Raw genomic sequence first — 12,604 nt, forward strand, 5'->3', positions numbered from 1 at the left:
CGTCCGGGGTGGCCTCGTGTCCCGTGGGGCGCGCTGGGTCGCCATCCTGCGGCTGCTCCCGTACGCGGGGAAGCGCCTCGTCGCGGTCTCGTTGCTGCTCAACCTCCTCCTCGGGCTGCTGCCGCCGGTCTTCCTGCTCGCGATGAGCGCCCTGCTCGACCGGCTGCCGGGCAGCCCGGCCGGCGGCGGAGGGAGCTGGAGTGCCCTCGGGCCGCTCCTCGCCGCGGCCGTCGCCGCCTTCGTGCTCCAGCAGGTACTCGCCCCGTTCCAGTCCGCCGTCGGTGAGCGGGTGAGCCGCCGGGTCGACGGCTACTGCGCCACCCGCCTGATCTCCGCCGGCCTCTCCTCGGCCCCCATGGCCGCCCTGGAGGAGCAGCGGACGCTCGACCTGCTCGGTGACGCCCGCAACGCCCTGGAGCGGCAGGGGTTCACTCCGGGCGAGGCCGTCGCGGGGCTGCTCGCCCTGGTCGCGCGCTACACCCAACTGGCCGGGGCGACCGCCCTGGTGGCCGCCGCGCTCTCGCCCACCGCCGGGATGGTCATCGCGGCCACCGCCCTCGTGATCCGCTTCGGGCAGCGCGGCTCGCTCGGCCGGTTCGCCCTCCTCCTGCGCGAACTGGCCGGCCGGCGGCGCAAGCTGACCTATGTGCGGGCCACGGCCTCCGGGCTGAAGGCGGCCAAGGAGATCCGGGTGCTCGGACTGTCCGGCTGGTTCGCCGACCGGCACCGCCAGGAGACCCGCGCCTACCTCGAACCCCTCTGGGAAGGGCGCCGCCGCCTGCTCTTCCTGCCGTTCGTGGGCCTCTCCCTCGCCGGGCTGGCCGGCGGCGCCACCGTACTGGTCCTGCTCGCCACCACCGCCGCCGGGGGCTCGCTCTCGCTGCTCGCCCTGGCCGTGGCCCTGCAGAGCGTCCTCGTCCCCCTGCGGTTCGGCGTCTACTTCCCCGAGTCGGACGTCCAGACCCAGTACGGCATGCAGTCGTACCAGTCGCTCCAGGAGTTCGAGCGCCTCGCGGCCGACCGGGCCGAGGGCGACCCCCGGCTCGGTCCGGCGGCTCCCGGCCCGAAGCCCGCCCCGCGGACCGACGTGCCCCGGCTCCGCGACGCCCTCCGTTTCGAGGACGTGAGCTTCGGCTACCCCTCCTCCGGCCGGACCGTCCTCGACCACCTGGACCTGGAGATCGAGGCGGGCCGCTCCACCGCCGTCGTGGGCCTCAACGGCGCCGGCAAGACGACCCTGGTCAAGCTGCTCGCCCGCCTGTACGACCCCACCGGCGGCAGGGTCACGGCCGACGGCACCGACCTCCGGGACCTGGACCCGGCGGCCTGGCAGGCCCAGCTCGCGGTGATCTTCCAGGACTACGTACGGTACGAGCTCACCCTGGAGGAGAACGTCGCCATGGGCGCCCCCGAGGCCGCCCGTTCGCCGGGAGCCAGGGCCGCCCTGGAGCGGGCCGTCGACCTGGCAGGCGCCCGCGATGTCGTCGACGCGCTCCCGGCGGGGGCGGCCACGGTGCTTTCGCGGCAGTACGGGGGCGGGCAGGACCTGTCCGGCGGACAGTGGCAGCGCACGGCGCTCGCGCGGGCCCTGTTCGCCGTGGAGTCAGGGGCGCAGGTGCTGGTGCTCGACGAACCGACCGCGCAGCTCGACGTCCGCGCGGAGGTCGAGTTCTTCGACCGGTTCCTCACCATGACCAAGGGCGTGACCAGCGTGGTCATCTCCCACCGTTTCTCCACGATCCGCCGGGCGGACCGGATCGTCGTCCTGGAGCACGGCCGGGTCGTCGAGAGCGGTACGCACGACGAACTCACCGCCCTGGACGGGCGCTACGCCGCGCTGTTCCGCCTCCAGGCCCAGCGCTTCGACGACACGGCCCTGGACGGCCGGGCCTTCGACGATACGACCCCGGACGGGCCGACCTGCGGCGACGCCGCTCCGGACGGGCCTGCCTGCGGCGACGCGGCCCCGGACGGGCCGGCCCCGGGCGCTGCGGCCCCGGACACGACTCACCGCGCGGCCACCTCCCACCACACCCCCTCCGCCGACACGACCCCGGACACTCCTCACCGCGCCGCCGCCTCCCACCTCACCCCCGCCGCCGACACCCCCCGGGAGAACGAGCGATGAAGTCCCTGGCCGCCGCCCTCCGTTCGATGGTGGTGCTCGCCGCCCGCACCGACCCCCGGCGCCTCGCCGGCTCCGTCCTGCTGCTGCTCACCGGGCTCCTCGCCACCCCCGCCGTCGCCCTCCTGCTGCGGGAGTTCACCGAGACCGCGCTCGACGGGGCCGCCCGCACCGCCGTCTGGCTGGGGCTCGCCATCGCGGGCGCCCTCGTCGTCGAGCTGATGATGGGCCACTTCGCCCACCTGCTCTACTTCGAGCTCGGCGAACTCCAGGAAGCCGCCCTGCACGAGGAACTCCTCGCCGTGACCAACGGCACCCCTGGCCTCGAACACCTCGACAGCCCGGAGTTCACCGACACCGTGACGCTCGTCCGCGACGAACTGGCGAACACCCGGTCCGCCCTCGAATCGACCCTGCAGCTCGGCGGCCTCCTCCTCCAGTCGCTGGTGACCACCGTCATCCTCGGGACCCTCGACCCCTGGCTCATGCTCCTGCCCCTCGCGGCCGTGCCGCCGGTCCTGATCGGACGCCGGGCCCAGACCCTCGTCGACCGCGCGCGGGAGGCCACCGCCGAGGACACCCGGCGCGGCCGGCACCTGGTGACCCTGGCGACCTCCGCCGAGTCCGTGAAGGAGCTGCGGCTCTACGGCGCCGAACGCGAGGTGACGCGGCGGCAGACCGCGAGCTGGGAGACCGTCTCCGCGGCGCTGGGCCGGGCCCAGCTGCGGGCCGCCGCCCTGCGCGGCTGCGGACAGCTCGTCTTCGGCTGCGCCTTCGGGGCCGCGATCCTGGTGGTCGTCCGCCAGGCCCTCGACGGCCGGGCCGGCATCGGGGACGTCGTCCTGCTCATCGCGCTGGCGGCCCAGGTCGGCGTGCAGGTCGCCAACGCCCTCGGTCTGCTCACCCTGCTCCACGGCGCGGGCCGCACCTTCGAGCGGCTCGACCGACTGCGCACCTGGCCCACCGGCACCACCCGCCCGGCCACCACCGGCACCGCCCGCCCCGCCGAAAACCCGCCAGAAACCGGCGGCGCCGTGGCGCCCGGGCGGCTGATCGAAGGCATACGCCTGGAGAACGTCGGATTCAGCTATCCCGGCAGCGACCGCCCGGTCCTGCGCGGAATCGACTTCACCATTCCGGCCGGCGGCACCCTCGCCCTGGTGGGCGAGAACGGCGCGGGAAAGAGCACCCTGGTGAAACTGCTCTGCGGGCTCTACCGACCCACCGAGGGCCGCATTCTGGTCGACGGCACCGATCTCCGGGACGTTCCCCCGGAACAGTGGTCCGCGAAAGTCGCCCCGCTCTTCCAGGACTTCGCCCGCCTGGAACTGCTGGTCCGGGAGAACGTCGGCATCGGCGCCGTCGGCTCCATCGGCGACGACGAGGCCCTCGGCGCGGCCGTGGACCTGGCCGGCGCCCGCAAGACGCTCGGCCGGATCGAGGGCGGTCTCGACGGCCTGCTCGGCCGCGGCTACGGAGACGGTGCCGAACTGTCCGGAGGTCAGTGGCAGAGCCTCGGGCTCGCCCGTTCGCTGGTCCGCGAGGCGCCGCTGCTCCTGATGTTCGACGAACCGGCCTCGGCCCTGGACGCGACCGCCGAGCACGCCGTGTTCGAGCGCTTCGGCGACGCGGCGCTGCGCGCCCGGCACGGTGCCGGCGCCGTGACCCTCTTCGTCTCCCACCGGTTCTCCACGGTCCGCATGGCGGAGCGGATCGTCGTGCTCGGCGACGGCCGGGTCCAGGAGTCCGGAAGCCACGAGGAACTCATGGAACGGCGCGGTGTCTATGCCGAACTCTTCGACCTCCAGGCCCGGGTGTACCGCTGAGCGACGGACACGGGAAACGCATGTTCAACCGGGGAACGTGCGCGGTTGAACAGCCGGGAAGGGTGCCGCGTTCGGTAGTTCGTACCGGAATACCGAACGGAACGCGAAGGGTAATCAGTTGAACGGACCGCGCTCTTGCTACTGTCGCCACCGATTCTTTCCCGGGGTTTGTGGCGGCACCCCGATCAATTCCCAGAGGGTGGCATGCCGTACGTATCGGAATACGAATTCGTCCACGACCTGCTCGACGGCGCGGCGCGGCGGAATCCGACCGCGACGGCTCTCTCCGACGCCTCCGGCGACTGGACCTGGGCGGACCTCGAAGCGGCCAGCCTGCGCATGGCCCGCGGGCTGTGGCAGCGGGGCGTACGCGGCGGAGAGCGCGTCCTCACCCGGATGTCCAACCGGAAGGAACTCGTCGCCCTGCTCTACGGCGCCTCCCGCGTCGGCGCCGTCCTGGTGCCCGTAACCCCGGAGATGAAGCCGTTCCACCTGCGGTCCGTCCTCGCGGACACCACACCGGCCCTGGTGGTCACCGAGGGCCCGCACGGCGACGCGATCGCGGCCCTGACCCCGGCGCCCGTCGCCGACGTCCACGACGTGTGGCACGACGGCGGGACCGCACCCGCCCCGCCGGACGGAACCGGCCCCCGTACCGCGCACGACGTGGCCCTGCTCATCCACACCTCGGGCAGCACCTCCGTGCCCAAGGGCGTCGTCTGCCCCCACCGGCAGACGGTCTTCGCCGCGCGCTCCATCGACCGTGTCCTCCGCTACCGCGCGGACGACGTCGTCTTCCTGCGCCTGCCGCTCTCCTTCGACTACGGGCTCCACCAGCTCTTCCTCGCCGCGCTGAGCGGCGCACGGGTGGTGCTCGCCGAGGCGGGCGGCGACCTGACACTGCTGCGCCGCCTGCGGGCCGCGGGTGCCACCGTCGTCCCCGTGGTGCCCGCCCTCGCCCAACTGCTCACCCACCTCGCCACGAGGGACCCCGCACCCACCGCCGTCCGCCTCTTCACCAACACCGGCGCGGCGCTCACCGAAGGCAGCCGCACGGCACTGCGCACCGCCTTCCCCTCCGCGCGCGTGGCCCTCATGTTCGGCACGACGGAGTGCAAGCGCGTCTCCATCCTGGAACCGGACGGCGACCTGACCCGGCCCGGCTCGGTGGGCCGGCCGATCCCGGGTACGGCGGTCGACGTCGTGGACGAGGACGGCAGGCCCCTGCCGGCGGGCCGCGAAGGGGAGTTCGTGGTGCGCGGGCCCCACGTGATGGCGGGGTACTGGAACGCGCCCGAGCTGACGGAGCGCCGCTTCCGCAAGGACCCCCGGACCGGCGAGACCGTCCTGCACACCGGCGACCACGGGCACCTGGACGAGGACGGGCACCTGTACTTCAGCGGCCGCAGGGACGACATCGTCAAGCACCGCGGCACCCGGGTCAGCGTGCTGGAGATCGAGGCCGCCGCCCTCGACGTCCCCGGGGTCCGGGCCGCCGCCGTGCTCGCCCTCGGAGAGGACGCGCTGACCCTCTGCGTCGTCGCGGACACGGCCGGAACCGTCCCGGTCGTCGAGGGCCTGGCCGAGCGGCTCGAACCGGCCAAGCTCCCCGACCGGTGCCTGCTGTTCGACGAGCTGCCGCTCACCCCCAACGGCAAGACGGACTACCAGAGGCTGTCCGAGACAGTGAGGGAAACCCAGCAATGAAGCCGACCACCCTGGTCAAGCAGTTCGGCAGCCCGCTGTACGTCTACGACCTCGCCCGGGCCGCCGAGGCGGCCGACGAGCTGCGGGAGTGGCTGCCCCCCGAGGCGACCCTCTTCTACTCGCTCAAGGCCAACCCCCACCCGGACGTCGTGCGCGCCCTGCGCGAGGCCGGCTGCCGGGCCGAGGTGAGCTCGGTGGGCGAACTCGACGCCGCCCTGCTCGTCGGCCACGCGGGCCCGGACTGCCTCTACACCGGACCGGGCAAGACCGAGGGCGAACTCGACCACGCCGTACGGGCCGGGTGCGCCTTCTCCGCCGAGTCCCTCGACGATCTGCGGCGCATCGGCGCGACCGCGCGGGCCGCCGGCACCACCGTCCGGTGCCTGCTCCGCGTCAACGGCGTCACCGGCGCCGGACCGGTGGGCCTCCGCATGACCGGAGCGGCCTCGCAGTTCGGCTTCGACCTCGACACGGTCGACGACTGGGCGGCCCGTGTCACCGAGGTCGACGGCGTCGAACTCACCGGCCTGCACTTCTTCTCGATGAGCAACGCCGCCGACGAGGAGGGCCTCATCCAGGAGCTGACGGGAAGCGTGCGCACCGCCGCCCTCCTCCGGGCCGAACACGGCCTGCCCGTACGCCTCCTGGACCTCGGCGGCGGCTTCGGACACCCCTACGCGGTGCCCGGCGACCGACCCGCCTACCCGGCGCTGCGGGCCGCCCTTGAAGAAACGCTCGGCACGCACCTGCCCGACTGGCGGGGCGACGCCCTGGAGATCGCCTTCGAATCCGGCCGCTACCTCAGCGGTTCCTGCGGGCGGCTGCTGACCGGCGTCACCGACGTGAAGCGGAGCAAGGGCCGCACCTTCGTCGTACTCGACGCCGGAGTGAACACCCTCGGCGGCCTCGCCGGACTCCGCCGCCTCCCGCCGGTCCGCGCGGAGGTACTCCTGGCGGACGACACGGCCCCCGACCCGGCGGACGCCACCCGGCTGACCCTCGTCGGCCCGCTGTGCACACCGAGCGACACCCTCGCCATCGAGACCACCCTGCCCCTGCCCGCCCCCGGCGCGCTGCTCGCGATCCCCAACACCGGTGCGTACGGGCTGACCGCGAGCCTCGTCGGCTTCCTGTCGCGACCCACTCCGGTGGAGGTCGCCGTCCTCGGGGACAGCGTCGTCTCCGCCACGCGGGTGGAGCTGCGCCGCACGCCCGCGCGGGCCACCGGCCCCCGGCCCGGTTCCCCGGCCGATCGCGCGCGGCGGATCCTGCCCGTGGTCACCGGCAGCGCGCGCGAGGTCGACGCCGAGGCGAGGTTCCCGGCCGAGTCCCTCGAAGCCCTCCGCGGCAGCGGCCTGATGGGCCTGCTCGTGCCGGAGGAGTACGGCGGACTCGGCGGCGGTCTCGCGGACCTGTCCGAGGTCGCCCAGATCCTCGCCTCCGGTTGTCTGTCCACCGCGATGATCTGGGCGATGCACTGCCAGCAGACCGACGCGGTCGTACGGTTCGCCACGCCCCGCCTGAAGAGCACCCTGCTGCCCCGGATCGCGGCCGGCGAGGTCTACCTCGGCTCGATCACCTCGGAGAAGCAGACCGGCGGACACCTCCTCACCAGCGCAAGCGCGCTCCGCGAGAGCCCGGACGGGCTCGTCGTCGAACGGGACGCGCCCATCTGCACCGGCGGCGCGGTCGCCGACGGGTTCCTGCTCACCATGCGCGACGCCGAGGACGCCGAGGCCCGGCGCGTCACCTTGGTGTACGCCGACCGCGACCAGCTCGACGTGGCGGTCAGCGGCGACTGGAACCCGCTCGGCATGCGCGGGACGCACAGCGTCGCCCTGCGGCTGCGCGGGGTCGTCCCCCCGCACCAGATCATCGGCGAGCGCGGCGAGTTCGCGCGGATCGCCGTCGACGGCTTCATCCCGCTCGGCCACCTCGGCTGGGCCTCCTGCTGGCTCGGCGCCTCCCGGCAGGCGCTCGCCGAACTCGTCGGCGTGTTCCGGTCGCCGCGCCGGCCGTCCTCCGTCGACCTGACCTCGGACCTGTTCGCCGAGCGGCTCGCCCGCATCCGTATGGACAACGAGACGGTCAGCGCCTACCTGCGGCAGTGCCAGGAGGAGATCACCCGGTGCCGCGCGGACGGCCTGGACGTCGCCGCCACCTCCGTACAGATCCATCTGAACACCCTGAAGGTACTGGCATCGGAGCTCAGCCACCGGTCCGCCGACCGGTGCGTCGAACTCGCCGGCCTCGCGCTCGGCTACCGGGCCGACTCGCCCGTACCGCTGGAGCGGCACCTGCGCGACCTGCGCTCGGCGAGCCTCAACTACTCCAACGACCGCCTCCTGACGGCCACCGGGACGCTGACCCTCGCCGACCGCTCCGTACGGCTCCTCGGCGACCCGTCCCCGGCGTGAGCACCCGACGGCCCACCGGCGGCACCCCGACCACAGCACCCCCGAAAGAGCGGAGAGCGATCGTGAGCACCCCCTGGACGCCGCAGTTCGAGGAGGCGCTGCGCGCGCACCTCCCCCTGCTCCCCGCGGAGCAGGACCTGGTGCCCCACGCCCGGCTGGCCACGCTCGGCCTCGACTCGCTGGCCACGGTGCAGCTCCTCGTCGGCATGGAGGACGCGCTCGACGTGCTCATCCCCGACGAGCTCCTCACCCCGGAGAACTTCGCCACCCCCGCCGCGCTCTGGACGGCGGTCGGAGGACTGCTGGCGCCGCAGCCGTGAACGACACCCTCACCCGCACCGGGGAGCACCGGCTCCCCGTCACCTCCGCCCACGACGGACAGGCGCCGCTCACCTGGGCGCAGCGCCTCCAGTGGGACGACACCGAGTGGCTGAAGCCGCACGACCACTACTACAACCAGTACCGGGTGCTGGCCGTCCCCGAGGACTGCGCACTGCCCGAACTCCTGGAGTTCCTGCGGGTGGTGGTGAGCCGGCACGAGAGCCTGCGCACCAGGTTCCCGCTGGACGCCGACGGAACCCCCCGGCAGCGGCTCTTCGCCACCGACGAACTGACCGTGCCCGTCTACCGGGCCGCCGGCCCCGACCGCGATACGGCGGCCGCGGCGAGCGAACTGGCCGCGCGGCTGCGCGGCCTCAGCTTCGACCTCACCCGCGAACCACCCCTGCGCTGCGCGGTCCTCGAACACGGCGGCAGGCCCCGGCACCTGGTCCTGGTCGTCTCCCACGTGGCCATCGACCACACGGGGATCGGCCTGCTGACCGACGAGCTGGAGTCGCTGCTCTCCGGCCGCACCACCCCGGCGGAGCTGCCGCCCGTCGGCCGCCGGCCCTTCGAACAGGCCGCCGAGGAGGCGGGCGCGGTGAACGTCCGCCGCTCCGCCGCCGCGCTCGACTACTGGGCCGAGATCCTCCGCGCCGCGCCGGCCACCACCTTCGACCCGCCCGACGGGGCTCCGCCGCCGCTCGACGACCCGCTCCGCTTCGGCCAGGTCAGCATGAGCTCACCCGCCCTCACCCGCGCCTGCCGCACCGTCGCGGACCGGCTCGGCGTCAGCGGCACCACCGTCGTGATGGCCGCGCTCAACGCCGTCCTCGGCCGCCTCACCGGCCGCGAGCAGGTCCCGCTCAAGCTCATCGCCTCGAACCGGGGCCCGGCCGAGCTGCGCACCATGGTCGGCATCACCATCGCCAGCTGTGTGACGCTGGTGCCCACCGGCGGCAGGAGCTTCGCGGAGGTCGTCCGCGACACCGGGCACGCGGCCCTGCGCGCCTACCGCAAGGTGCCGTGCGACACGGTGCTGCTGTCGGCCCTGCGCGCGGAGGTGGCCGCGGAACGCGGAGTGCCCCGCATCGACCTGGCGTGCGGCTTCAACGACCTGCGGGCCGCCCGGCCGCCGCTCGGCGACCGCGACGCTCCCGCCGGCCCGCCGGCCCCGACCCGGTTCACCTGGGACGGCCACCGGCCCCGCCAGGAGGTCACCCTCTGGTACTGGGTGAACGAGGTGGACGGCGTCGACGTCCACCACGCCCTGGTCGACCTCTGGTACCTCCCGAGGGAACGCACCGAGGAACTGCTGCGGAGCGTGGAGCGGATGGTGGTCGAGGCGGCGGGGGAGGGCGGGGGTTGAGGGTACGGGGCAGGCCGCGCCCGGGCGACCGGCCCGCAGGCCGTCCGCAGGGCCGTCCGCCGGGCCTGGAACCGCGCCCCCTGAGCCGTGACGCCGAGGCCTGAGCCGTGGCACGTCGGCCTGAGCCGTAGCGCCCCGGCCCGATCCGTACCGCCTCCGCCTGACCCGTACCGCCCCCGCCTGCCCCGTACCGCTACCAACGCACGCCGCCGGTCCGCCCCTCCCGGGGCGGACCGGCGGCGTGTGCGCTTCCCGGCCCCGCTACGACACCGGCTCCGGCCGTCCGGCCCGACCAAGCCGCGCGGCGGCGATCCCCGGGATCTCGGCCAGGGTCGCCACCACCGCGTCGGCCCCGGCCAGTTGGGCGGCGGTGTGGGTGGTGGTCAGCCCGATGACGAACATTCCGGCCTCGCGACCCGCCGTGACACCGGCCGGTGCGTCCTCCACGACGACGCACGCCCCCGGGTCGGCGCCCAGTGCCACCGCCGCGGCGAGATAGCCCTCCGGATCGGGCTTGCCGCGCCGGACGTGGTCGGCGGCGACCAGGACCTCCGGCACGGGCAGGCCGACGGCGCTCAGCCGGCCGGTCATGAGGCGGCTCGGGCCGGAGGTCACGGCCGCCCACCGGCCGGCCGGCAGCCCGCCGAGCAGCTCGGGCGCCCCCGGCACGGGACGCAGCAGCCCGACCCCCTCGGCCTCCAGTTCCTGGATCCGTACGGTCACCCGGGAGACGTCCTCGGGACGGAAGAACAACGGGACGACCTCGCTGTCCCGACGCCCGTGGCACACCGCCAGGATGGCCTCCGCGTCCGCGCCGAACTCGGCGGCCACGCGCCGCCACACGCTGACGATGAGGCCGCTGGAATCGACGAGCGTGCCGTCGATGTCGAAGAGGAAGTACGGCCCCTCCGTCGTCGCCCCCACTGCCGGGCCCCCCGTCGGCCCCTCGGCGGGCCCGGCCGCCGCGCCCCCGCCGTGAGGCAGGCCCCGCGCGCTCACGCGTCCGCCGCGAGCGCGCTCAGCCGGCGGTACGCCGCCTCGACCCCCTCGGGGTCACGGAACAGCGCGGAGGCGACGATCAGCCGGTCGGCGCCGGCCTCCCGCAGGGCCGCGGCACGCTCCGCGGTCACGCCGCCGTCCGCCGCGATCCGGATGTGCCCGAGCCCGCGCCCGTCGAGCGCGGCGCGCAGCCGGCGGATCTTCTCCACCGAGCGCGGCAGGAAGTCGCTGGTGCCGGGGTTGACCGCCATCACGACGACCTGCTCGACCTGGTGCGCGACCTCCTCGACGGCCGACAGCGGCGTGCCCGGGTTGAGTACGACGCCGCTCGCGACGCCCACGGTCTCCAGGTCCCGCAGCAGCCGCCCGATGTGCGGGGTGCCCTCGACGTGCACCGACACGAGGTCGACGCCCTCCCGCACCAGCGCGTCGATGTGCCGGTCGGGCCGGTCGACCTGGAGGTGCACGTCGAGTCGCCGGTCGAAGGCCTTGCGTACGGCGCCGACCGCCTTCAGGCCGAAGCTGATGTCGGAGACGAACGTCCCGTCCATCACGTCCAGGTGCAGCAGGTCGGCGTCGGTCCGGGTGACGTCGGCGACGGCCTGCCCGTAGGCGAGCGGGTCGGCGCCGAACAGACCGGGCACGACGGACGCGTGGTGCGGTACAGCCATGGGGTTCTCCTCGTTCTCGGGGGAGGGGACGGAGGTGGGCGCGGACGCGGTCAGCCGGTGACCGCGAGCACCCGGGAGACGACGAGGTCGACGTCCCCCTCGCTCATGTCGGGGCGCAGCGGCAGACAGAGCGCGTTCTCCGCGAGCAGGTCCGCGTGCGGGAACGCGCCGTCGTCGAAGGCGTACGCGGCGAAGGCCGGCTGCCGGGCGATCGGCACCGGGTAGCGCACCACGGCGTCGATCCCCGAGGCGCGCAGCGCGGCCAGGGTGGCGTCCCGGTCCGGCACCAGCAGCTGGTACATGTGGAAGACGTGGTCGGGGCCGGCCGCCGGCACCCGTGCGGCGGAGCTCTCCGCGAGCCCGGCGGTGTACCGGGCGGCCAGTGCGCGCCGCGCCCGGTTCCAGGCGTCCAGGCGGGGCAGCTTGTGGTCGAGGACCAGCGCCTGCACCGAGTCCATCCGGCTGCTGTAGCCGACCTCGACGTGGTGGTTCTGTGCCTGCTGGCCGAGTCCGCGCAGGACGCGCAGCCGTTCGGCGAGTTCCGTGGAGCCGGTCACCGCGGCGCCCGCGTCCCCGGCGGCGGCGAGGTTCTTCGACGGGTGGAAGCTGAAGCAGCCGATCTCGCCGAAGGTGCCGACGGGCCGGCCCTTCCAGCGTGCGCCGACCGCCTGGGCGCAGTCCTCGACGAGCCGCAGGCCCCGGTCCCGTACGAGGGCGGTGATCCGGTCCATGTCGAGGACCTCGCCGAACATGTGGACGGCGATGAGGGCCTTCGTCCGTGGGGTGATCGCGGCCTCGACCCGGTCGAGGTCCATCATGAAGTCGCCGTCGGTGCAGTCCACGAGGACGGGGGTGGCGCCCACCCGGGCGATGGCGAGCACGGTGGAGTGGAAGGTGTTGGCGACGGTGACGACCTCGTCGCCCGGGCCCACCCCCAGCGCGTGGAGGGCGAGGACCAGGGCGTCCGTCCCCGAATTGAGTCCGACGGCGTGCTCGGCCTCGACGTACGCGGCGAAGGCGGCCTCGAACCGTTCCACCGGCTTGCCGAGGATGCAGTCGCCGGAGAGGAGGACCTCGGAGATCTGCCGGCTGAGCGCGTCGATGTCGTCGAACTGGTCCGGATAGCCATAGCGGTGAACCAGCATGGTGTCCTTTCGGTGCGTGCGGGC

General features: G+C 74.2%; 9 protein-coding genes. 6 read left to right on the forward strand and 3 right to left on the reverse strand.

Features of this window, described 5'->3' with window-relative positions; translation table 11 throughout:
• The first annotated feature begins 16 nt into the window (after positions 1-16).
• From ACIRB7_RS09140 to ACIRB7_RS09165, 6 genes are all read left to right on the forward strand, one after another.
• Positions 17-2,128, forward strand: a complete 2,112-nt coding sequence (locus ACIRB7_RS09140; protein WP_403594595.1) for an ABC transporter ATP-binding protein — start codon at positions 17-19, stop codon at positions 2,126-2,128.
• Positions 2,125-3,951 carry an ABC transporter ATP-binding protein gene (locus tag ACIRB7_RS09145; protein ID WP_403594598.1) on the forward strand — a complete coding sequence of 609 codons (1,827 nt, stop codon included), beginning with the start codon at positions 2,125-2,127 and terminating at the stop codon, positions 3,949-3,951. Before ACIRB7_RS09140 ends, ACIRB7_RS09145 begins: the two co-directional genes overlap by 4 nt.
• A gap of 204 nt (positions 3,952-4,155) precedes the next feature.
• On the forward strand, positions 4,156-5,658 hold the full coding sequence (locus ACIRB7_RS09150; RefSeq protein ID WP_403594601.1) for a class I adenylate-forming enzyme family protein: 1,503 nt from the start codon (positions 4,156-4,158) through the stop codon (positions 5,656-5,658).
• On the forward strand, positions 5,655-8,075 hold the full coding sequence (locus tag ACIRB7_RS09155; RefSeq protein WP_403594604.1) for an acyl-CoA dehydrogenase family protein: 2,421 nt from the start codon (positions 5,655-5,657) through the stop codon (positions 8,073-8,075). Before ACIRB7_RS09150 ends, ACIRB7_RS09155 begins: the two co-directional genes overlap by 4 nt.
• Before the next feature lie 62 nt (positions 8,076-8,137).
• Positions 8,138-8,395 (forward strand): phosphopantetheine-binding protein, encoded by a 258-nt coding sequence (locus ACIRB7_RS09160; RefSeq protein ID WP_403594607.1) that lies wholly within the window; start codon positions 8,138-8,140, stop codon positions 8,393-8,395.
• Positions 8,392-9,765 (forward strand): condensation domain-containing protein, encoded by a 1,374-nt coding sequence (locus ACIRB7_RS09165; RefSeq protein ID WP_403594610.1) that lies wholly within the window; start codon positions 8,392-8,394, stop codon positions 9,763-9,765. Before ACIRB7_RS09160 ends, ACIRB7_RS09165 begins: the two co-directional genes overlap by 4 nt.
• A 261-nt stretch (positions 9,766-10,026) precedes the next feature.
• On the opposite strand, the gene ACIRB7_RS09170 is transcribed toward ACIRB7_RS09165, so the two are convergent.
• From ACIRB7_RS09170 to ACIRB7_RS09180, 3 genes are all read right to left on the reverse strand, one after another.
• Positions 10,027-10,689, reverse strand: coding sequence for an HAD-IA family hydrolase (locus tag ACIRB7_RS09170; protein WP_403594613.1), 663 nt, complete (start codon positions 10,687-10,689; stop codon positions 10,027-10,029).
• 71 nt (positions 10,690-10,760) lie between these two features.
• Entirely contained in the window at positions 10,761-11,435 is a 675-nt protein-coding gene (locus ACIRB7_RS09175; protein ID WP_403594616.1) for a ribulose-phosphate 3-epimerase, read from the reverse strand.
• Between the two features lie 50 nt (positions 11,436-11,485).
• Complete coding sequence (locus ACIRB7_RS09180) at positions 11,486-12,580, reverse strand: DegT/DnrJ/EryC1/StrS family aminotransferase (protein ID WP_403594619.1); 1,095 nt, start codon at positions 12,578-12,580, stop codon at positions 11,486-11,488.
• Positions 12,581-12,604: the final 24 nt, after the last annotated feature.

The organism is Streptomyces sp. NPDC093795, from assembly GCF_044764665.1.
Taxonomy (GTDB): Bacteria; Actinomycetota; Actinomycetes; order Streptomycetales; family Streptomycetaceae; genus Streptomyces.

Bases quoted from the DNA above. Each gene is read 5' to 3' on its own strand.
- ACIRB7_RS09145 (WP_403594598.1), top strand. From the start codon at position 2,125: ATGAAGTCCCTGGCCGCCGCCCTCCGTTCGATGGTGGTGCTCGCCGCC.
- ACIRB7_RS09150 (WP_403594601.1), top strand. From the start codon at position 4,156: ATGCCGTACGTATCGGAATACGAATTCGTCCACGACCTGCTCGACGGC.
- ACIRB7_RS09155 (WP_403594604.1), top strand. From the start codon at position 5,655: ATGAAGCCGACCACCCTGGTCAAGCAGTTCGGCAGCCCGCTGTACGTC.
- ACIRB7_RS09175 (WP_403594616.1), bottom strand. From the start codon at position 11,435: ATGGCTGTACCGCACCACGCGTCCGTCGTGCCCGGTCTGTTCGGCGCC.
- ACIRB7_RS09180 (WP_403594619.1), bottom strand. From the start codon at position 12,580: ATGCTGGTTCACCGCTATGGCTATCCGGACCAGTTCGACGACATCGAC.